The sequence below is a fragment of the Microbispora sp. H11081 genome, assembly GCF_012999535.1.
Lineage (GTDB): Bacteria > Actinomycetota > Actinomycetes > Streptosporangiales > Streptosporangiaceae > Microbispora.
Genome location: NZ_JABBWV010000010.1, coordinates 127,687 through 148,524 on the forward strand (window position 1 = coordinate 127,687; position 20,838 = coordinate 148,524).

Annotated in this window: 18 protein-coding genes; 6 read left to right on the plus strand and 12 right to left on the minus strand. The window is 72.0% G+C overall.

Translation table 11 applies throughout. The annotated features are described in order from the left end of the window. The first annotated feature begins 64 nt into the window (after positions 1-64). Entirely contained in the window at positions 65-1,201 is a 1,137-nt protein-coding gene (locus tag HHX31_RS23700) for a glycosyltransferase (RefSeq protein ID WP_169950535.1), read from the plus strand. Positions 1,202-1,214: 13 nt separating this feature from the next. Here HHX31_RS23700 and HHX31_RS23705 read toward each other — a convergent pair whose 3' ends face one another. Next, the gene (locus HHX31_RS23705; RefSeq protein ID WP_169950536.1) at positions 1,215-2,444 is read right to left on the minus strand and encodes an RNA polymerase sigma factor; all 1,230 of its coding nucleotides are present in this window, start codon (positions 2,442-2,444) and stop codon (positions 1,215-1,217) included. After that, positions 2,428-2,796 (minus strand): YciI family protein, encoded by a 369-nt coding sequence (locus HHX31_RS23710; RefSeq protein ID WP_169950537.1) that lies wholly within the window; start codon positions 2,794-2,796, stop codon positions 2,428-2,430. Before HHX31_RS23710 ends, HHX31_RS23705 begins: the two co-directional genes overlap by 17 nt. Positions 2,797-2,956: 160 nt before the next feature. Between HHX31_RS23710 and HHX31_RS23715 the strand changes: the two genes are divergently transcribed. Together HHX31_RS23715 and HHX31_RS23720 are read left to right on the plus strand one after the other, a co-directional pair. Then, complete coding sequence (locus HHX31_RS23715) at positions 2,957-3,706, plus strand: acetoacetate decarboxylase family protein (protein ID WP_169950538.1); 750 nt, start codon at positions 2,957-2,959, stop codon at positions 3,704-3,706. 58 nt (positions 3,707-3,764) lie between these two features. Beyond that, complete coding sequence (locus HHX31_RS23720; protein ID WP_169950539.1) at positions 3,765-6,908, plus strand: BTAD domain-containing putative transcriptional regulator; 3,144 nt, start codon at positions 3,765-3,767, stop codon at positions 6,906-6,908. Here HHX31_RS23720 and HHX31_RS23725 read toward each other — a convergent pair. The 9 genes from HHX31_RS23725 to HHX31_RS23765 form a co-directional block, all read right to left on the minus strand. Further along, positions 6,892-7,641, minus strand: a complete 750-nt coding sequence (locus HHX31_RS23725) for an ABC transporter permease (RefSeq protein ID WP_211590229.1) — start codon at positions 7,639-7,641, stop codon at positions 6,892-6,894. The genes HHX31_RS23720 and HHX31_RS23725 overlap by 17 nt on opposite strands. Beyond that, positions 7,638-8,582: an ATP-binding cassette domain-containing protein gene (locus HHX31_RS23730; protein ID WP_169950540.1), complete on the minus strand. Its 945-nt coding sequence runs from the start codon at positions 8,580-8,582 to the stop codon at positions 7,638-7,640. Before HHX31_RS23730 ends, HHX31_RS23725 begins: the two co-directional genes overlap by 4 nt. Positions 8,583-8,656: 74 nt before the next feature. Beyond that, positions 8,657-9,589, minus strand: coding sequence for an ion transporter (locus HHX31_RS23735; protein WP_311932198.1), 933 nt, complete (start codon positions 9,587-9,589; stop codon positions 8,657-8,659). Positions 9,590-9,678: 89 nt separating this feature from the next. Next, positions 9,679-10,560, minus strand: coding sequence for a glycosyltransferase (locus HHX31_RS23740; RefSeq protein WP_169950542.1), 882 nt, complete (start codon positions 10,558-10,560; stop codon positions 9,679-9,681). 195 nt (positions 10,561-10,755) lie between these two features. Then, entirely contained in the window at positions 10,756-11,514 is a 759-nt protein-coding gene (locus tag HHX31_RS23745) for a CDP-alcohol phosphatidyltransferase family protein (RefSeq protein WP_169950543.1), read from the minus strand. Continuing rightward, on the minus strand, positions 11,492-12,532 hold the full coding sequence (locus HHX31_RS23750) for an iron-containing alcohol dehydrogenase family protein (RefSeq protein WP_169950659.1): 1,041 nt from the start codon (positions 12,530-12,532) through the stop codon (positions 11,492-11,494). Before HHX31_RS23750 ends, HHX31_RS23745 begins: the two co-directional genes overlap by 23 nt. Before the next feature lie 44 nt (positions 12,533-12,576). Then, positions 12,577-13,308, minus strand: a complete 732-nt coding sequence (locus HHX31_RS23755) for a sugar phosphate nucleotidyltransferase (protein WP_169950544.1) — start codon at positions 13,306-13,308, stop codon at positions 12,577-12,579. 93 nt (positions 13,309-13,401) lie between these two features. Continuing rightward, entirely contained in the window at positions 13,402-14,064 is a 663-nt protein-coding gene (locus HHX31_RS23760) for a DUF5941 domain-containing protein (protein WP_169950545.1), read from the minus strand. Between the two features lie 73 nt (positions 14,065-14,137). Next, positions 14,138-15,646, minus strand: coding sequence for a CDP-alcohol phosphatidyltransferase family protein (locus HHX31_RS23765; protein WP_311932199.1), 1,509 nt, complete (start codon positions 15,644-15,646; stop codon positions 14,138-14,140). Positions 15,647-15,815: 169 nt separating this feature from the next. Here HHX31_RS23765 and HHX31_RS23770 point away from each other — a divergent pair, with 169 nt between their 5' ends. Genes HHX31_RS23770 through HHX31_RS23780 form a run of 3 tightly spaced genes read left to right on the plus strand, consistent with a single transcriptional unit; the run spans position 15,816 to position 19,771 of the window. Next, positions 15,816-17,222, plus strand: coding sequence for a bifunctional cytidylyltransferase/SDR family oxidoreductase (locus tag HHX31_RS23770; RefSeq protein WP_169950547.1), 1,407 nt, complete (start codon positions 15,816-15,818; stop codon positions 17,220-17,222). 33 nt (positions 17,223-17,255) lie between these two features. Continuing rightward, complete coding sequence (locus HHX31_RS23775; protein ID WP_169950548.1) at positions 17,256-19,103, plus strand: CDP-glycerol glycerophosphotransferase family protein; 1,848 nt, start codon at positions 17,256-17,258, stop codon at positions 19,101-19,103. A gap of 53 nt (positions 19,104-19,156) precedes the next feature. Next, complete coding sequence (locus HHX31_RS23780; RefSeq protein WP_169950549.1) at positions 19,157-19,771, plus strand: Uma2 family endonuclease; 615 nt, start codon at positions 19,157-19,159, stop codon at positions 19,769-19,771. Here HHX31_RS23780 and HHX31_RS23785 read toward each other — a convergent pair. Beyond that, positions 19,748-20,806, minus strand: coding sequence for a glycosyltransferase family 2 protein (locus HHX31_RS23785; RefSeq protein ID WP_169950550.1), 1,059 nt, complete (start codon positions 20,804-20,806; stop codon positions 19,748-19,750). The two genes, HHX31_RS23780 and HHX31_RS23785, sit on opposite strands and share 24 nt — an antisense overlap. Positions 20,807-20,838: the final 32 nt, after the last annotated feature.

Sequence of the window (20,838 nt, forward strand, 5' to 3'; positions counted from 1 at the left end):
GTATTTCGAGGAGCATTCACCCGGCGCATCCGGTCATTTCGGACGGCCGGGTCAGCCTCCCCCTATGAGGGTATGCGTCGGCACCACAGTCCATCACCCGGAGGACGCCCGGATCACCCACCGGCAGATCCGGGCGCTGCTCGACGCCGGGCACGAGGTGACCTTCGTCGCGCCCTTCACGCACTGCAACGTGACGCCGCGGCCGGGCATCAGGGCCGTCGACGTGCCGAGGGCGGTCGGGCTGCGCCGCGGCAAGGCGCTGCGGGCCGCCACCACGGCCCTGCGCCGGGCCGCGCGGGACGCCGACCTGCTGCTCGTGCACGACATCGAACTGCTCCTCGCGCTGCCGCGCAGCCGGCCGCCGACGGTCTGGGACGTCCACGAGGACACGATCGGCGCGCTGCGGGCCAAGTCGTACCTGCCCGGGCCGTTGCGGACCGTCCTTTCGCCCCTGGTCCGGGCGGTCGAGGGCCACGCGGAGCGGCGTCTCCACCTGATCCTCGCCGAGGAGTCCCACCGTGAGCGCTTCCCCGGCCCGCACCCCGTGGTGCCCGACCACACGTACGTTCCGTCCATGCCGCCCCCGCCGCCGGGGGACTCCCGCGTCGTCTACGTGGGGCACATCTCCCCGGCACGCGGCGCGGCCGAGATGGTGGAGATCGCCAGGCGGCTCCGGCCGCACGGCATCCGCCTTGACCTGATCGGACCGGCCGACCCTGCGGTGCGCCCCATGCTGCGCGACGCGCAGCGCGCGGGGCTGCTCGACTGGTTCGGGTACGTCCCCAACAACCACGCGCTGCGGATGGCCGAGGGCGCGCTCGCCGGCCTGTCCCTGCTGCACGACGTGCCGAACTACCGCGCGTCGACGCCCACGAAGGTCGTCGAGTACATGGCCCGCGGCATCCCCGTCGTCACGACCCCGCTGCCGAGGGCGGCGTCCCTGGTCGGGCGGGTCGACTGCGGGACGATCGTCTCCTTCGGCGACGTCGGCGCGGTGGCCGACGCGGTCGTGCGGGCCGTGCTCCGCCTGCGCGAGGACCCCGACCGGCGGGCGGCGATGGGCGCCCGTGGCTACGTCGAGGCGCTGAACCACTACAACTGGCCCGCCGTGGCCGGCGAGTTCGTCGCCCTGCTGGAGCGGTGGGCCAAGGCCCCCGGCACCGTCGCGGCCATGACGCCGGGCCGAACGGTTCCGGCCTGACCACCGCTCCGCCTCAGCCGCCCAGGACCTGACGCAGGCGGCGGCCGAGGAAGGCGCGCTCGGAGACGTTGCGGGTGCGGGCGATCGCCGCCTCGTACGCCCGGGCCGCCTCCCCCGCCCGGCCGAGCCGCCGCAGCAGGTCGGCCCGTACGGCGTGGAACAGGTGATAGCCGGTCAGGTCGAGAGCGTCCACGAGGGCGAGCGCGGCCTCCGGCCCGTCGACCTCGGCCACCGCCACCGCGCGGTTCAGCGCGACGACCGGGTTCGGGGCGAGGGCCAGCAGGTGGTCGTACAGGCTCAGGATCTGCCTCCAGTCGGTGGCGGCGGCGGTCGGCGCGTCGGCGTGGACGGCGTTGATCGCGGCCTGGATCTGGTAGGGCCCCGGCCGGCCGCGCCGCAGGCACGCCCGCACGATGTCCTGGCCCTCGGCGACGAGCGCCCGGTCCCACCTGCCGCGGTCCTGCTCAGGCAGCGGCACGAGGTCGCCGGCCGCGGTGCTGCGCGCGTCGCGCCGCGCGTGCAGGAGCAGCATGAGCGCGAGCAACCCCATCGCCTCCGGCTCGCCGGGCATCAGCGCGGCCAGCAGGCGGCCGAGCCTGATGGCCTCCGCGCACAGGTCCTCGCGGACGAGCAGGTCGCCCGCGCTCGCCGTGTGCCCCTCGTTGAAGACCAGGTAGACGACGGCGAGCACGGCCCTGAGCCGGTCCGGCAGGTCGGCCTCGCCCGGGACGCGGTACGGGATGCCCGCGTCGCGGATCTTGGCCTTGGCCCGGACCAGCCGCTGGGCCATGGTCGGCTCGGGGACCAGGAACGCCCGGGCGATCTCGGCCGTGGTGAGGCCGCCCAGCAGGCGCAGCGTGAGCGCGACCCGGGCGGCCGGGGCGAGCGCGGGATGGCAGCAGGTGAAGATCAGGCGGAGCCTGTCGTCGTGCACGGGACCCTCCTCGGCCGGCTCGCCGTCCTGCGGGGGCGGCCCGGCCGCCAGCGCGTGCCGGTCCGCCCGCAGCGACTCCCGCCGGTGGCGGTCGATCAGGCGGTTGCGGGCGGTGGTGATGATCCAGCCGGCCGGGCTTGGCGGCATCCCGTCGCGCGGCCAGCGCCGCACCGCCTCGGCGAACGCGTCCTGGACCGCCTCCTCGGCGGCGCCGATGTCGCCGAAGTGGCGGACCAGGACCGCGACCGCGCGGCCGTACTCCTCCCGGAACACCCGCTCGACGCCGGGGTCCCTACCTCCGGTCGTCATCGCCTTCCACGACGCCGGCGAAGGGGCGCACCTCCACGGGGAGCGTGGTGGCGCGGGCGAGCTTCCTGCCCCACTCCAGCGCCGCGTCGAGATCGGGCGCCCTGACGATCGTCAGCCCGCCGACGTGCTCCTTGCCCTCGGTGTACGGCCCGTCGGTGACGAGTTCCTCGCCGTCGCGCGCCCGCACGACCGTGGCCGTGGCCGGATCGTGCAGCCCTCCGGAGAAGACCCACGCGTCCGCGGCCCGCAGCTCCGCGTTGAGGGCCGCGAGGTCCCGCATGATCGGCTCGAGGACCTCCGGCGAGGGCGCCGGGCCGTCGGGCTGCTGGATGCTGAGCAGGTAGTGCCTCATCGTCTCGAAACCTCCTGTGGCGGGCCCGCCGGATGCGGGCACCTTCACCCTCCACACGAACGGCCTCCCGTGATATCGACATCCGGCGGAAAACAGGTCTGGGACAACCTTGCCGCCGTACGACTGTCGCCCGGCCGCCGGGCTTGCTGTACTGGACGACATGGCAAGCCATGTCGTCCAGGGTCGCAGGGTCGAGACGCCGGCGGAGGTGCGCGACGCCTCGGTGTGCCTCGCCGCCTACCTGGTGCGGGCCGACGCCGCCCGCGCGGTCCTCGCGTACTCCGGGATGGACGTCACCGAGGTCCTGCCGGGCAAGGCCCTGTGCTCGCTGGTGTTCGTCCGTTATCACGATTCCGATCTGGGCTCCTACAACGAGTTCGGCGTGACCTTCCTCGTACGGCCCGCCGACGCGGGACCCCCGCCGAGACGCGGGCCGCTGGGCGGGCTGAGGGACCTGCGCGGGGCGGGGACCGGCGTCTTCGTCCACTGGCTGCCGGTCGACCAGGGGTTCACCCTGGAGGCCGGGCGGAGTATCTGGGGCTTTCCCAAGGAGCTCGCCGACGTCGACCTGCGGCTCGGCTCGCCGTACAAGCGGTGCCTGCTGCGCAGGGACGGCCGGATGGTCGTCGACCTGCTGGTCAGGCCCGGTGTGCCGTCGACGCCCGCGCCGCTGCTCGGCGAGGCGCTGCCCGTGCCGGACGCGTACGCCCACCTGGACGGGGTCACCCGCCGCATCCCCTGGACGGTCCGCGCCCGTGGCGTCCGCTGGCGGCCTGGCGGCGCGCTCGTCCGTCTCGGCAACCATCCGATCGCCAAGGAGCTGAGCGAGCTCGGCCTGCCCAGGCGGGCCATGCTGACGGTCACCGCCGAGCACGTGTCGATGACGTTCGGCGAGCCAGGGGCCGCCTGACGCCCCGGCGGGAGCCGGCGGAACCGGCGGGGTCGGGCTTTGCGCGACAATTACCGATGTGCGAGTCGGATTGCTCGGGCCGTTCGAGGTCCGGAACAGCGATGGCGCCGTGGTGGAGGTTCCCGGGGTCCGGCTGCGCGCACTGCTCGCGGCGCTCGCCCTCGAACCCGGCCGGATCGTCACTCGCGCCAGGCTGGTGGACTGGATCTGGGGGCAGCGGCCGCCTGCGGACGAAGTGAACGCGCTGCAGGCGTTGGTCTCCAGACTGCGCAGAGTGCTGCCGGACGGCGTGATCCAGGCGGACTCCGGCGGCTATCGGCTGGCCGTGGCTCCCGATGCCGTGGACGCGTGCCGGTTCGAGCGGCTGGTCGGCCAGGCCCGCGCCGCCGAGCCCGCCGCGCGGGCCGATCTGCTGCGCTCGGCCCTGGCGTTGTGGCGCGGCACGGCCATGGCGGACATCGCGCTACGTGACAGTGACGCGTTCGACGCCGCCGTCGCGCGCCTGGACGAACTCCACGTCACCGCGCTCGGGGATCGGGTGGACGCGGACATCCGCCTCGGCCGCGGCTTCGAGCTGGTCTCCGAGCTGACCGAGCTGGTCGCCGCGCATCCGCTGCGTGAGGGGTTCGTGGCCGCCCTGATGCGGGCGCTCGCCGAAGCGGGGCGTACGGCCGAGGCGTTGACCCTCTACCAGCGGACGCGCGAGCGGCTCGCCGATGAGCTGGGCACCGATCCGTCGGCCGAGCTCTCCGCGCTGCACACCGCGTTGCTGCGCGGCGAGCTGGGCGAGCGGGCGGAGAACGGCAGGACGAACCTGCGCGCCGAGCTGACGAGTTTCGTCGGCAAGGACGACGACATCTCCGCGGTCGCCGGTCTCGCCACCACACACCGGCTGGTCACCTTGATAGGGGCGGGTGGCTCCGGCAAGACGCGGCTGGCCACCGAGACCGCGCGGGCGATGCTCGGCGAGCTACCGGACGGCGCGTGGCTGGTCGAGCTGGCCTCGGTTCCGGCGGGCGGTGAACCGGCGAAGGCCGCCCTCACCTCGATCGGCCTGCGTGACCAGGCGCTGCTCGGCGCCGCGCGAGGCGGGGAGCCGATGGATCAGCTCATCGCCGCGGTCCGGGAGCGCGCGATCCTGCTGATCCTGGACAACTGCGAGCACGTGATCGAGGAGGCCGCGGTCTTCGCCGATCGGCTCCTGGGCGAGTGCCGGAGGCTGCGGATCCTCGCCACGAGCAGGGAACCTCTCGGCATCACCGGAGAGGTGCTCTGGCAGGTCGAGCCGCTCGCACTGCCCCCGAAGGAAGCCGACGCCTCCGAGATCGGGTCCTCGCCCGCCGTACGGCTGCTGCGGGACCGCGCGGGCCTGGTCCGCAAGGACATCGGCTCCGACGCGCCCACCTTGTCGGCCATGGCCCGGATCTGCCGGGCGCTCGACGGGATCCCGCTGGCGATCGAACTGGCCGCGGCGCGGTTGCGCACCATGTCCGTCGATCAGCTGGCACGCCGGCTCGACGACCGGTTCCACCTCTTGAGCAGCGGAAGCCGTACGGCGCTCCCCCGGCACAAGACGCTGCGCGCGGTCGTCGACTGGAGCTGGGATCTGCTGACCGACGCCGAACGCCGCGTGCTGCGGCGGCTCTCGGTGTTCTCAGGCGGGGCGAGCCTGGAGGCGGCAGAACGGGTCTGCGGGGACGAGGCGTCCGCCGGGGAGCGGGTGCTCGACGTGCTGACCGCGTTGATCGAGAAATCGCTGCTGCTCACCGACTGCGTGGGCACGCCGCGCTACCGGATGCTCGACACCATCAGGGAGTACGCGGCGGACCGGCTCGCCGAAGCCGGGGAGACCGAGCGGGCGCGCCGGGCGCACCTCGCCTACTTCGCCGAACTGGCCGAGACGGCCGATCCGTACCTGCGCCGGGCCGAGCAGCTGGAATGGCTGGCCAGGCTCGATGCCGAGCACGACAACATCGGCGCGGCCCTGCGCGGGGCGATCGCCGAGGGCTGGGCCCAGGAGGCGATGCGGCTGGCCGGGGCCGCCGGCTGGTACTGGTTCCTCAGCGGGCACAGGGCCGAGGGCACCGAGCTGAGCATCGCGGCGGCCTCGATGGACGGCGAAGTGCCCGACGAGGTGCGGGCGATGGCCTACCTCATGGTGACGATGTTCCTGACCTCCGGGGTCGGCGGCGACCAGTATCAGGCGCGGGAGTGGATCCACGAGGCGCACCGGCTCGCCCAGCGCAGCGGGTATCGCCACCCGCTGCTCGGGTTCGTCGGGGTGCTGGAGTCGATGCTGCGCGGCCCGGAGGAGTTCCTCCCGGCGTTCGAGCCGCTCATCGCCGACGACGATCCGTGGGTGCGCGCGCAGGCCAGGCTCGCTCGCGGCCGCCTGCGGCTCACGCTCGGCGGCGACGAGACCGACGTGGACGCCGACGCCGAGATCGCCCTCGCCGAGTTCCGCACGCTGGGTGAGCGGATGGGCATCTCGCTGGCGCTGACCTTCCTGGCCGATCGGCTCGCCATGCGCGGCGAGCCGGCACGCGCGTGTGAGCACCTCGAAGAGGCGATCGTGGCGCTGACCGAGGTGGGCGGGACCGAGGACGTGGTCGGCCTGCTCGCGCGGCAGGCCCAGCTCTACTGGCTGCTCGGCGACGAGCGGTCCAGCGCTCGCGCCATGGAGGAGGCGCGGCGGTGCGCAGGCGGCATCTCCTGGCCGGACTCGCGTGCCGAACTGGCGCTCGCGCAGGCGCACCTGGCGCGCTGGCGCGGCGAGCCGGACCAGGCGCACGAGCACCTGGCGACGGTGCGCACGGTGCTGAACGACGCGGAAAGGGGCTACTCCGTCAATGCCGCGATCATGGACATGTACGGCTACCTCACCGAGGACCTCGACGAGGCCCATGCGTATCGGGCCGAGGCGCTCCGCGCGGTCATGAAGTATCGGCATCCGCCGGCGATCGCCGAGGTGCTGATCGGGATCGCGGATCTCGCGCTGCGCCGGGGAGACCACGAGCAGGCGGTGCGGCTGCTCGGGGCGAGCGACGGCGTGCGCGGCACGCCGAACCAGTCGCACCCGGACGTCTCCAGAATCGCCGCGGACGCGCGGGAGCGCCTCGGTGAACCCGCGTTCACCGAGGCGATCCGTGACGGCCGGGGGCGGGACTGGCGCGAGCTGGCCGAGATCACGCTCGCTTGTTGAACGACGCGCGCGCCCACAGGTAGCCGATCAACGCCAGTCCCGCGCACCAGGCGATCGCCGCGACGGCCGGGCCCGCCGACGGCGAGCCGGTCAGCAACCCGCGCAGGGTTTCGATGATCGGGGTGAACGGCTGATACTCGGCGAACTGCCGCGCACCTGGGCCCATCGTCTCGGCCGGCACGAACGCGCTGCTCAAGAAGGGCAGGAGCATCAGCGGGACGGCGGCGAGGCCCGCGCTCTCCGGCGTCTTCGCCGCGAGGCCGAACGCGACGGTCAGCCAGCCGATCGCCAGCACCGTCAGCATGACGACGCCGATCACGCCGAGCCATTCCGCTGGACCCGCCGACGGCCGGAATCCCATCAGGAACGCGACCCCGGTGACGAACGCGATGGCCACCAGGCTCCGCAGCATGGTGACGATCACGTGCGCGTTCAGCACCGCGGCCCTGGACACGTCCATGACGCGGAGCCGGTCGATGAATCCGGTCGTCATGTCGGAGTTCACCGAGATCGCGGTGGCGCCGACGCCGTAGCAGATGGTCGTCAGCATCAACCCCGGTGTCGCGTAGTCGGCGTAGTCGACGCCGACGCTGAACGCGTCGCCGAACACGTAGACCATCAGGAACATCAGGAAGACCGGCATGACGATGCCGTTGAACAGCGCCACCGGGTTTCGCGTCGTGTGCCGGAGGTTGCGCCGGAGCATGGTCCTGGAATCCGCGATGACGTTCATCGGGCGTCGGCCTCCTTGTTCGCGGTGCCGGTGAGGGCGAGGAAGACGTCGTCCAGGTCCGGGGTGTGCACCGACAGCTCCTCGACGTCGACGGAGTGCGCGTCCAGCTCGTCGAGCAGCGCGCGCAGCGACCTCACCCCGCCGTCGCCTGGCACCCGCAAGGTCAGCTCTTCGTCGTCCCTCGTGGACCCGGGCAGGATCCGTGCCGCGGCGTCGAGCTCGTGCCGGCCGGTGAACCGCAGCCGGACATGGCTGCCGGGCATCCGGCGCTTGAGCTCGCCGGCGGTGCCCTCCGCGACCAGCCGGCCCTGGTCGAGCACCGCGATGCGGTCGGCGAGCTGGTCGGCCTCCTCCAGATACTGGGTGGTGAGGAAGACGGTCGTGCCACCGGCGACCAGCTCCCGGATGATCTCCCACATGGTGCGGCGGCTGCGGGGGTCGAGTCCCGTCGTGGGCTCGTCCAGGAAGATGATCCGCGGCTCGCCGACCAGCGTCATGGCGAGGTCCAGCTTGCGGCGCATGCCGCCGGAGTAGGTCGCCGCGGGCTTGCTCGCCGCTTCGGCCAGATCGAACCGGTCCAGCAGCCGGGCGGCGACTCGCCTGCCCTCCGCCTTGGGCAGGTGCAGGAGATCCGCCATCAGCAGCAGGTTCTCCTCGCCGGTGAGCAGGTCGTCCACAGAAGCGAACTGCCCGGTGACCCCGATCGCCGCTCGCACCGCCTTGGTGTCCTTCGCCACGTCGTGCCCGGCGACGACCACCGTGCCGGCGTCGGGGGCCAGCAGCGTGGTCAGCACGTTGACCGTCGTGGTCTTGCCTGAGCCGTTCGGCCCGAGCAGGGCGAAGATCGTGCCGACCCTGACGTCGAGGTCGATGCCGTCGAGCACGACCTTGTCCTTGTACGCCTTCCGCAGCCCCGAGGCCGCGATCGCTGATCCGTTCATGGCATTCACGATCGCCGGCCGCTCTGATATCGGGCCGTCGCCGGCCTGACACGGCCGCTGACGCGCCGGGGAGGTCAGGAATCCCGGGTGGCAGAGGTGTCGGCGTGGCCGGCGGCGCCGATCCCCACGTCCTCGGCCTCACCTCCGTCGTGGCGGCAGGAGCAGCGTCCATCGGGTGAGGACGCTCCGATGTCCGCGGACGCCGGGAGGGCCGCCGCCAGCCGGTCCACCTTCTCGTTCAGCGCCCTGATCTCGTTCATGACCGCGATGTGCTGCTCCAGCTCCAGCTCCTGGTCCTCCTGCCACCGCTGGGCGTTGACCTCCGCCTCCATGGCGGAGACGATCACGCCGATGAGCAGGTTGAGCACGAAGAAGGCCGTGATCACGATAAAGGTGGCGAAGAAGATCCACGCCAGCGGCTCCTTGGCCATCACGTCCTCGGCGACCTGCGGCCAGTTCTCCACCGTGAGCACCGTGAACATGGTGAACAGCGAGCGCCCGAGATCTCCGAAGTACTGGGGGGCCGCTTCGCGGAAGAGCTGTTCGCCGATCACGGACGCCGTGTAGAGCGACAGCAGCAGGAGGACCACGGCCGAGGCCAGTCCGGGCAGCGCGGCGAACAGCGCGGAGACGACCCGTCGCATGCCCGGCACCACGGAGATCAGCCGCAGGACGCGCAGGAACCGGAACAGCCGCAGGATCGACAGCGACTCGGAGGCCGGCACGAGGGCCACGCTGACGATGACCAGGTCGAACCAGCTCCAGGGGTCGCGGAAGAACGCCTTGCCGTGCGCGACGATCCGCAGGGCGATCTCAACGACGAAGACGGCGAGGATGACCCGGTCGATCAGGAGGAAGGCCGTGGCGTGACGGTCGGCCAGTTCGTGCGCCGTCTCCAGCCCGAGCGTGACGCCGTTCAGCGTGATGACGGCGATGACCGCACGTTGGAAGGCCGAGGAGTCGACGAAGACGCGGAGCCGTTCACGATCGAAAACCGGCAAACCCACCCCAGGAGATCGGATCGAACAAACGCCCGAAATTGTACAGATCGGGGCTGACTTCGATCTCCACAAGGCCTGACCGGCCAGGCCCTGGCCTACACGATGGGCGGACGGCCGAGGCGGAGCATGCGCCAGGCGGTGCGCCAGGCCATCGGACGGCGCTCGCCGGCCGGCTCCCGCAGCCCTTCGACGAAGCCGCGGAACCACGCCTTGATCGCGGGCATCGAGCGCTCGCGCACGAGCGTGAGCACGACCCAGTTGAGCAGGTAGAGCAGCGCGAGTGGCCACGGCAGGTTGCGCCGGGCCAGCCACACCCGGTTGCGGGCGTTCAGCCGGTAGAAGTCCGTGTGCCGGGAGGGCAGCACCAGCGGGTGGTACATCACCGTCTGGGCGTCGTACTCGATGCGGTAGCCCTCGCCCAGCAGGCGCCAGGCGAGGTCGGTCTCCTCGTGGGCGTAGAAGAACTTCTCCGGCAACCCGCCGACCTGCAGGAACGCCGACTTGCGGATGGCGCAGGCGCCACCGAGGAACGTCGTCACCGGGGAGGACCGCTCGGGGTCGCCGGCCCGCAGCCTGGGCACGTGCCGCCGCTGCACCACGCCGGCCTCGGGGTCCATCACCCGGAAGCTGATCACCGCGAGGTCGGGCTCGTGCGTGAACCGCTCCCGCACGTGCGCGGCGACCTTGGCGTTGGCGTACCAGCCGTCGTCGTCGAGGAACAGGACGATGTCGCCAGAGCACTCCTGCACGCCGCGGTTGCGCCCTTCGGGGATGCCCGCGTTGCGCTCCAGCCGTACGGTCTTGACCCGGGCGGCCGAGCCGGGAAGCGGCCGCGCGGTCAGCTGCGGCACGTCCGCGCCGTTGCCGACGACGACCACCTCGATGTCGCCGTCCGTCTGAGTGAGCGCGGACTCCACCGCCCGGTCGAGCTCGGCGATCCTGTTGCCCATGGTGAGAATGACACAGGAGATTTTCACCGCGTCACTGCCTCGATGCGGGGCGCACTGCACACGACTTCATGATCACCGAGTCTGTATGGCCGGGCAATCCGGGATCTGCCTGGTTTACCGTGGAACAAGGGTATCGGAACTGCCATCAAAGCCCTACCCAACCGCGAATGTACGGCCGATCGGCTACGCCGCTGGTGGAAGCCCCCGCGGAAACCGAGGCTCTCATGACAGCCGCCGTGACGCGAGGATGCTGACCAGGTGCAGCAGAAGCTGGACGGCCGCGATGACGACACAGGCGACCACGAGGATCCGCGTGGCCGAGAACCAGTTGTCGAGCACCGCCGCGACCACGACGATCAGCGACAGCTCGACGGCCTGGATCACCCGGTGGAACCGCAGCGCCGCGGCGAACCTGCGGGCCAGCGCGAGCCGGGGCGAGGTGAACTGCTGCGCCGCCGCCTCGGTGGTCGCCACCAGGCCGGAGCGGGCGCGGGCGACGTCGACCAGGTCGGTCTCCGACTTGATCAGGATCGCGCCGAGCGCCGCCGCCACGCCCATGACCGTGTACCAGTCGGGCAGCGTCTCCGAGGCGCGGAAGCCCAGCCCGATCAGCAGGGCCGCCTCGGCGAAGTAGTGCCCGACCCGGTCGAGGTAGACCCCGGTGATCGAGGTGCGGCCGGTCCAGCGGGCGAGCTCCCCGTCGGAGCAGTCGAGCAGCAGGTAGACCTGGATGAGCAGGGCCGCGCCCAGCGCCGCCCACAGGCCGGGGAGTGCGAGCACGGCGCCCGCCGCCACCCCGCACACGATCATCAGGCCGGTGACCTGGTTCGGCGAGATCGGGGTCTTGGCCAGCGCCCAGGTCGCGTAGATGGACAGGCGCCGCATGTACAGCAGGCCGGCCCAGTGCTCACCGCTGCGACGGTCCATGGTGGTGTGCGGCTGGGCGACCGCGCGAAGCTCAGCGACCGACGGCGCGGACATAGTCCTCAACTCTCCCACGGACCTCGTGCTCGGACAGCCTGAGGTGCTCAAGGATGGTGTAGCGGCCGGGACGGGTGCTGGGGGCCAGCATCACCGCGGCCGTGAACTGGTCGATCGTCAGGCCGACGTCGCCGGGTGCGACGGGCAGGCCGTGCCGCCTGAGGCAGCCGGTCACCTGGTCGAGCCGGTGCGCGTCCTCGCGGAGGAAGTAGCAGAACGCCGCGCCGATGCCCGCCAGCTCACCGTGATTGGAGGTGCCGGGGAAAAGCTGATCCACGGCATGAAGGATCTCATGGTCGCCACCGCTCGCCGGACGGCTTGAGCCCGCGATGACCATCGACATCCCCGAGAGGATCAGCGCCTCGGCGAGCACGGTCAGGAACGCGTCCGACTCGATCGTGTCCTGCCGGCCGAGCACGGCCTCGGCGGCCGTGCGCGACATGGAGACCGCGAGCCCGTCGATGGGCTCGCCCCGCTCGCTGTTGCCGAGCTGCCAGTCCTCGATGGCCGACAAATTGCTGAGCACGTCGCCGATCCCGGACCGTACGAGCGCGGGCGGTGCGTCGTGGACGAAGTCGAGGTCCACCATGATCGCCAACGGCATGGGCACGCCGAACGAGCCCTTGCCGCCCTCATAGACCAGCGAGGCCACCGGCGAGCAGATGCCGTCGTGCGAGAGGTTGGTGGCGACGGCGACGTTGGGGATGCCCGCGAGCGACGCGGCGTACTTGGTGGCGTCGATCGTCTTGCCGCCGCCGACCCCGACCACCGCCTCGAAGTTGCCCTTGCGCAGGTCGGCGCCGAGCGACACGGCCGCATCCACGGTGCCGTCCGCCACCCGGAACACCTTGGCCTCACCCAGCGACGGCGCGATGACCTCCGCGATGCGGTCGCCCTGCCCCACGCCGACCGCGACCGCGACCCGGCCGGAGGTGGCCACCCTGCTGTCGGCGAGCAGGGTGCCGAGCTGCGCGATCGCGCCCCGCCGCACCTCCATCGTCAGAGGCGCGGGGAGCATCCTTGCCAGAATCGGCATGCGAACTCCTCAGCAGACCGCGGTAGTCAGTAACGGCACGCGATCTCACGGGCCTTCGCGAGGTCGTCGTGATTGTCCACCTCGACCCACTCGACCTTGCCGATCGGCGCGACGGCGATCTTCTCGCCACGGTCGACCAGCTCCTGGTAGCCGTCCTCGTAGTAGAGCTGCGGGTCGCGCTCGAAGGTGGTCTGCAGCGCGTCGGCGAGCCGCTCGGCCGCGCCCGGCCGGATCAGCGTGGCGCCGATGTACTCGCCGTAGGCGTCGGCGGGGTCCATCAGCTTGGTGATCCGCTTCAGCGCGCCCTCCTCCAGCGTGACCTTCATCTCCTCGTCCGCCAGCGACTTCACGTCGTCCACGGCGAGCAGGATGTCGGAGGTGTCCTCCGCGGCCAGCAGGGTCCGCTCCACCGACACGGGGTGGACGGTGTCTCCGTTGACCAGCAGCGCACCCTGGGAGAAGTAGTCACGGGCGCACCACAGCGAGTAGGCGTTGTTCCACTCCTCGGCCTTGTCGTTGTGGACAAGCGTGAGCTTCACCCCGTGGCGCCGCTCCAGGTCGGCCTGCCGTTCCCGTACGGCCCCGGCCTGGTAGCCGACGATCACCACGACCTCGCGGAGGTCCACGGCCGCCAGGTTGCGCAGGGCGATGTCGAGGATCGTCGTCTCACCGTCGACCGGCACCAGCGCCTTCGGCAGCGTGTCGGTGTACGGCCGCAGGCGACGTCCGGCTCCGGCGGCCAGCACCATTCCGAGCAATTTTCCGCACTCCTTGAGGTCGAGCGTCAGACAGTAACCCCAAAGGTTAGTTGGCTCGGCACCCCGTTTGGGTAATTCGCTGTTGGTCTGACGTTAATCCTGGGGTGCCGGTTCCACGGCCTCGTCGGGCGTCCGGGGGGCCGCGAGCCAGCAGGTGAGGCTCTCCCAGCCGAACAGACCCCAGAGATAGAGCGCCAGCAGCACGAAGACGGCGGTCATCACGTCGAGCAGGCCGCCGAGGGCGACGACGAGCATCCGGCCGTCCCAGCCCAGCCCGGCCGTCGCCAGCCACGGCGGCGGATACACGTGCTGGCGCAGCCGGTAGACGATGTCGTAGTGGTGGAAGGCCATCGCGCCGAGCACCGCGACGACGAGCACCGGCGGAACGGAGCGCGCGAAGCCGGCGGAGGCGATGAAGCCGTACTCGGTCACCCGCAGGATCGGGGGGGCCAGCCAGTCGAGCCGGCCGTCGTGCCGGTGGGCGCTGCCCGCTCCGGCCAGCAGCAGGGCTATCGCAGGGGCGAAGACCGCGAAGTCGTCGGCCCCGGCGATGCCGAGCGTCAGCAGCACGGCGGTCACGAAGGCCCCCGCCAGCGCGGGCGGCAGGGGCGGGAGCTGCCCGGCGACGAGCAGCCCCATCGCCTTCGACAGCGGGCCGTCGTCGCGGTAGGCGACCACGACGCTGCGCGGCACCGGGGTCATGTGCACCGCGATCGCGGCGCGGCTCCGCTCGCTCTCGTGCGGGCGACGACTCATGCCACCTCCTCGCCTTCGGCTCGGAGCGGCATGCGCCAGACGCCGTGTCCATTGATTCGCTCGCTGCGCTCGCTCATGCGAACGACCTCGCCATCCGTCCTGCGGCCGTGTAGGCCAGCGCCACCGAGCCCCAGCCCAGCAGCGCGAGGAACGTCACCCGCGCGTCGAACAGCGCGGCCGCGACGGCGATCAGGGCCATCCGCTCTCCGATCGGCAGAATGATCATCTTCTTCGCCCAGTAGGCCACGCCCCTCGCGCCGCTCAGCGCGTCGAGCCGCCGCGACAGCGCCAGCACCGACCCGGTGCCCTTGGCCGCCGCCGCCGCGGGCGCCTCGTCCCACGGCACGGCCATCGACCGCGGAGCGGCCGCGCGCAGGCCCGCCTCCCTGGCGCGGTCGGTCACCGCCCCCGCGTAGGAGAAGTCGACCATGTGGCGGACCGACTGCAGGACCATGGCGGCCACGGCCAGGGCCCAGATCTCCCACGCCTTGCCGGGCACGCTCACGTATCCGGCCGCGAGCCCCACGTACACCAGGTATTCCTTGAGCCGGTCGCAGATCGCGTCGAGCCAGCCGCCCAGTGGGGAGAAGCGGCGCGTGTACCGGGCGAGCTGGCCGTCCAGGCAGTCGAGCACGAACGACAGGTAGAGCGCGACGGCGCCGATCACGAGCCCGGCCCGGTCCCCAGCGGAGAACCAGATCGCGGCGATGGCGGCGAACCCGACCGAGATGCCGGTGACCGTGTTGGGGGTCAGGCCGAGCCGGGCGGCCGGGCGGATGAGGTGCCGCGACCACGAGCTGACGCAGTGCGTGGTGAAGAAGCCGTCGCCGCTCTTCACGGCGGCGTCGAGCCTGGCCTGCGCCTCGTCGACGTCGGCGAGCTCGCGCACCGCTCGCTCTGCGGCCCCGCGCGTGCCTGCCCGCCCGCAGTGCAGGGTGCCAAGGGCGACGGCGTGCACCTGGACGCCGGCCCGCACCAGGCCGGTGAGCAGCAGTTCGGGCACCTCGCCGTCGCCGACCCGCCCGAGATGGCGGCGCTGGGCCAGGTCGGCCAGCTCCTCGGCGATATCGGCCAGCCCGGCGAGGTGGGCCTCCCCCACCTGCAGCACCCCGCGGAAGGTGCCGTTGGCCCACTCGACCTCGTGGAAGGACGTGCCCGCCGACACGACGCGGCCCCACTCGGTCCGTACGGGCGGGCGCAGCGGGGCCGGGTCGCCGCTGGCGACGATCGCGCCGGTCGGGCGGGCTGGGTGGCCGAGCAGCAGCGACAGCGCCTCGGTGTGCGCGATCACGTCGGCCGCCAGCACGGCGACCGGGGAGGTCGAGGCGCGGGCCGTCTTGGCCACGATCCGCAGGTCCTCGGCGAGCCCGTCGCTGACGCAGATCTGACGCGCCGGGCCGCTCTCCGCGCTCCTGTCCCACCCGCCCGGCTGCGCGTCCTGGCTGCGCACCACGACCAGCACCTCGCGCACCGGCAGGGTGCGGAGCTGTTCTGAGATCCGCTCCAGGAGGCTGCCCTCCGACCGGGCGCCGTCGGACCAGGGCAGCCCGGCGGCCGGCGAGGTCGCGAGGACGACCGCCACCGTCTCTGTGTCCCGTGACGTACCGGGCTTACTCGGATCCGCCCCCATATGGAAACCCGTTTCACGTTGACCGCACGTGCTCACCTCGCAAAGTAACCGAGTGATCACTAGGTGGCAATCACCTTCTCCGGCTTCCGGCACGGGTATGGTCTCCTCCGGGGAGGACATCATGATCGCCGAATCGCGTCTGCGCAGGGTGGGGGTGGTGCTGGCCGGCGGTGTCGGCCAGCGCATCGGCCTCAACACCCCGAAACAGCTTCTGAAGATCGCCGGGAAGACGATCCTTGAGCACACCCTCGACGTGTTCGACGGCCATCCGGAGATCGACGAGGTGGTCGTCCTGATGGCCCCCGGCTTCGTCTACGAGGCGGAGGAGCTCGTCAGGAGGAACGGCTACACCAAGGTCGTCAAGGTGCTCGAAGGAGGCGCGAGCCGTACGGAGACGACCTGGCGCGCGCTGCGCGCGCTGGGCGAGCAGGAGTGCGACGTGCTGCTGCACGACGCGGTGCGGCCGCTGGTCGAGCCGCGCATCATCAGCGAGTGCGTGGCCGCCCTCGAACGCTACGAGGCGGTCGAGGTGGCGATCCCGTCGTCCGACACGATCGTGGTGGCCGCGCCGGGCCCGCGGGGCGACATCATCCGCGACATCCCCGACCGCTCCCGGCTGCGCCGCGGCCAGACTCCCCAGTGCTTCCGGCTGTCGGTGATCAGGGCGGCGTACGAGCGCGCCCTCGCCGACCCCGAGTTCCCCACGCTGCCCACCACGGACGACTGCGGCGTCGTGCTGCGCTACCTGCCCGACGTGCCGATCTACATTGTCCCCGGCAGCGAGCACAACATGAAGGTGACCCACCCCGTCGACGTCTTCATCGCCGACAAGCTCTTCCAGCTCGCCGAGCACGCGGCGCCCGCGCTGGACGAGGAGGACTACCGGGCCGGGCTGGCCGGCCGCACGCTCGTCGTCTTCGGCGGCAGCTACGGCATCGGCGCGGACGTCGTCGCGCTGGCCAGGGGCTACGGCGCGAGCGTCCACTCGTTCTCCCGCAGCCAGAACGGCGTGCGCGTCGAGGACGTCGCCGCCGTGGAGGACGCGCTCGCCCGCGTGTACGCCGAGACCGGCAGGATCGACTACGTCGTCAACACGGCGGGCGTGCTGCACATGGGCAAGTTGGGCGAGTCTGGGCAGCACACGATCGAAGAGACCATCGGGGTGAACTACCTCGGCCCGGTCAACATCGCCCGCGCCTCCGTGAAATACCTGATGGAGACGCGCGGCCACCTCCTGCTCTACACCTCCTCGTCCTACACCCGGGGCAGGGCCGACTACAGCCTCTACTCCTCCACGAAGGCCGCCGTCGTCAACCTCACCCAGGCGCTCGCCGACGAGTGGGCCTGCCAGGGTGTCCGCGTGAACTGCGTCAACCCCGAGCGCACCGCCACCCCCATGCGGCTGCGCGCGTTCGGCGACGAACCCGCCGGAACGCTTCTCTCCCCCGCCGCCGTCGCCCGCACGAGCCTCGACGTGCTGCTGTCCCGCCTCACGGGACAGGTCGTGGACGTGCGGCTCAGCCGATGACCGCAACCATCACGGAGGGACGGGCGCTCGCCCATGGGGGGAAACATCAGGGGGCGCGGTGCCCCGAACGCACTGGTCGCGCTGGTCCGGCGGCCGGCGCTGAGAAGCCTGACCGGTGGGCGCAGGGGGGCGTTCACCGCGCTCACGCTCGCGTCGTACCCGGCCCTGCTCGCGGCCGCCGTGTGGCCGCTGCCCGCGACCTTCGCGGTGCTCGTGCCGCTGTCGTACGCCGCGGAGGCCGCGCTGCCCGGCCGGGCGGCGGGGGCGCTGAGCCGGGCCCATCTCGGGGCGACGGTCCGCTTCCTGTCGCGTGAGACGGCCGTCGTCGTGCTGCTGGCGCGGCTCGACGCGGGGCCGCCGTGGTGGTTCGCGGCGTTCGCGGCCGGGCTGTTCCTCTTCCACGGCGTGCGCGCGGTGCAGACGTGGCTCTCCGAGCACGTCGACCGCAGGCACAACCAACTGCCTGCGGTGACCCGCAACATCGACCTGCCCGCGCTGCGGATCCCGCCCCCGCCCCGCGCCCTGCTCACCTGGCGGGGCGCCAAGCTGCTCTATCTCGACGCGCTCGCGGTCGTGCCCGCCGCCGCCGGGGCGACCGTGGGCCTGGGCTGGACGGGCGTGGCCGGCGCCGCCGCGGCCCTGGCGATCGAGGTCGCCTCGGTCGTCGCGCTGCTCGCGCACGCGCGGCGGGCCAGGCACCTGGGCGACCGGCGCCGGGTCCTCGCGGCCGTGGACGACTGGGTCGCCGCCTACCGGCCCGAGGTCGTCATGTACTTCTCCGGGCCGGTCACCGCGGCCTACCAGGCCACGATGTGGCTCGGCACGCTGGAGCGGATCACGCCGAGGACGCTGGTGGTGCTGCGCGAGCGGTCGCTGGCGACGGCCCTCGGGGCGACGACGCTGCCGGTGGTGTGCGTCCCCTCCTCCGTCGACCTGATGAACTTCCGCGCGCTCGACGGCGTGCGGGTCGCGCTGTTCCCCGCCAACGTCGGCAACAACATCCACATGCTCCGGGTGCCGGGCGTGCGGAGCGTGTTCATCGGCCACGGCGACAGCGACAAGGAGGCGTCCTTCAACCCGTACACGAAGGTGTACGACGAGGTCTGGGTGGCCGGGCCCGCCGGGCGGGACCGCTACCTGCGCGCCCAGGTGGGCGTGCGGGACGAGGCCGTCGAGGAGGTCGGCCGCCCCCAGCTGGCCGCCGTCCGGCGCACCAGCCCGTACGCCGAGGGGGCGGCGCCGTACCGGACCGTCCTGTACGCGCCCACGTGGGAGGGGTGGAGCGACGACCTGTTCCACAGCTCGCTCGCCGCCATGGGCCCCGCGATCGTGCGCGCCCTGCTCGGCCGGCCGGTGCGGGTGATCTACAAGCCGCACCCGCTGACCGGCCACCGCTCGCAGGCCGCCCGCACCGCGCACCGCAAGATCATGGCTCTGCTGCAGGAGAACACCGCGATGCCGCACCTCGTCGTGTCCGGCCGCGAGCCGTCCCTGTACGAGTGCTTCAACGAGGCAGACGTGCTGTTCTCCGACATCTCCAGCGTGGTGTCGGACTTCGTGGCCAGCGGCAAGCCGTACGTCGTGGCCAATGTGGCGGGCCTGCCCGAGGACCGGTTCAGGGAGCGCTATCCGGCCGCGGGAGCGGCGTACCTGCTCGGGCCCGACCTGGCGGAACTGCCGGACATCCTGCGCCGTCTCGACGCCAAGGGAGAGGACGACATGGCCGCCGCGCGGCGGGCCCTGCGCGCCTACCTGCTCGGCGCCGACCACCAGGACCCGCTGGCCCGCTTCGAGGAGGCCGTACGGCGTGCCGCCGCCCGCGCCGAGGACCGCGCCCGCTCCCTGGGCCTCGGAGCCCTCGCCCCTGTCGTCCGCGAGTGAAATACTGGCCGCGTCAACTCAGCGTATCGACACGGACACGAAGGGATACACCCATGGTCGCGACCTCACGCGACTCCCACGGTCCGGCCTTGACCCCCGTGCCCGGTCATCGGCTGCCCAGGACTCCGCGCGAACTGTTCGATGCGCTGCCCCCGCTGCCCGGTCTGCAGATGGAAGTCGTGGACGGGAGGTTCGTCGCTCGCCGCCGAGACGCTCTCGAGCACGCCTCGGCCGCGATGCGGCTGTTCGAGGCGCTCCTGCCGCTCGTGGACGACCGCGACTGGCAGGGATGGGCGGGAAACGTGGGCGTGTGCCTCGACGGAACCCACGAGCCGGTGGTGCCGGATCTCGTGCTCGCTCCGCGAAGCTGCCCCCGTTGGCAGGAGCGCGAGCTGCTGTCGTCGGGGCTGATGCTGGTGGCCGAGGTGGTGTCGAAGGGGAGCGCGGAGGACGACCGCAACAAGAAGCCGGCGATCTACGCCGATGGCGGCGTCCCAGTGATGCTCCTGGCGGACCCGCTGACGAAGCCCGCGTCTGTCACTGTCTACAGCGACCCCAAGGAGGGCCGGTATCAGGTGACGTCCACGGTGCCGTTCGGGCGGGAGATCTTCGTCCCCCACCCGATCGGCTTCACGCTGGACACCTCAGTTTTCGAAGAGGTCGTCTAGGCTCGCCCGCTCCGGCTTGGGACGGGGCTTGCTGAGCTTCGGGGGGCTGGTCAGGAAGCCGGTCCCCCACGAGATGTGCATGGTGGCGTACACCAGCGGCAGCCGTAAGAGCGCGGCGCCGGGCAGCCCGCGGCCGGTCAAGACCGAGCCCGCGAGTATCGCCGCGAGGTAGCCGCCGGGGATCAGCAGGCCGGGCCAGAAGAACGGCGAGACCACCAGGCCAAGCGCCATCGCCGCCACCGCGGCGGGCGGCGCGAGATAACGCAGGTTGATCGTGCCCTGGTGCGTGCGGGAGACGACCCGCCGCCAGCGGCCGTAGTGGAAGTACTGCTTGGCCAGGGCGCGCACGTTGGGCCGGGGACGGTAGGTGACGCGCATCCTCGGCTGGAACCACACCAGCCCGCCGGTCTCCCGGATGCGGTGGTTCATCTCCCAGTCCTGCGCGCGCAGGAAGTGCTCGTCGTAGCCGCCCACCCTGTCGAGTGCGCTGCGGCGGAAGACGCCCAGGTAGACGGTGTCGGCCGGGCCCGCCTCCCCGCCCGTGTGGAACCGCGCGTTGCCCACGCCGATCTTCGACGTCATGGCGCAGGCCACCGCCTGCTCGAACGGCGTGATCCCCTCGGCGGCCATGATGCCGCCGACGTTGTCGGCCCCGGTCTGCTCCAGCGTCTCCACCGCCGTACGGAGGTAGTCGCGGGGCAGGATGGCGTGCCCGTCCACCCGCGCGATGACGGGGTTGCGGGACGCGGCGATGGCGGCGTTCAGCGCGTTGGGGGTGCGGCCGGTGGGGTTCGGCACGACGACGACGCGGGGGTCCGCGGCCGCGATGGCGTCGGCCACCTCCTGCGTGCGGTCATGGGAGGGCCCCACGCTGATGACGACCTCGAGCGGGCCCTCGTAGTCCTGTTCGAGTACCTGCCGGACGGCGTCGCGCAGGTGCCGCTCCTCGTTGAGCACCGGCATGATCACCGAGATCGGCGGCCAGGTCCGCGCGGGATTCTGGCTCGACTGTCGCGAGTCGGGAAAGGGCTTCATGGCGGCGCTCACGCTACTGTACGGAGGGGTGG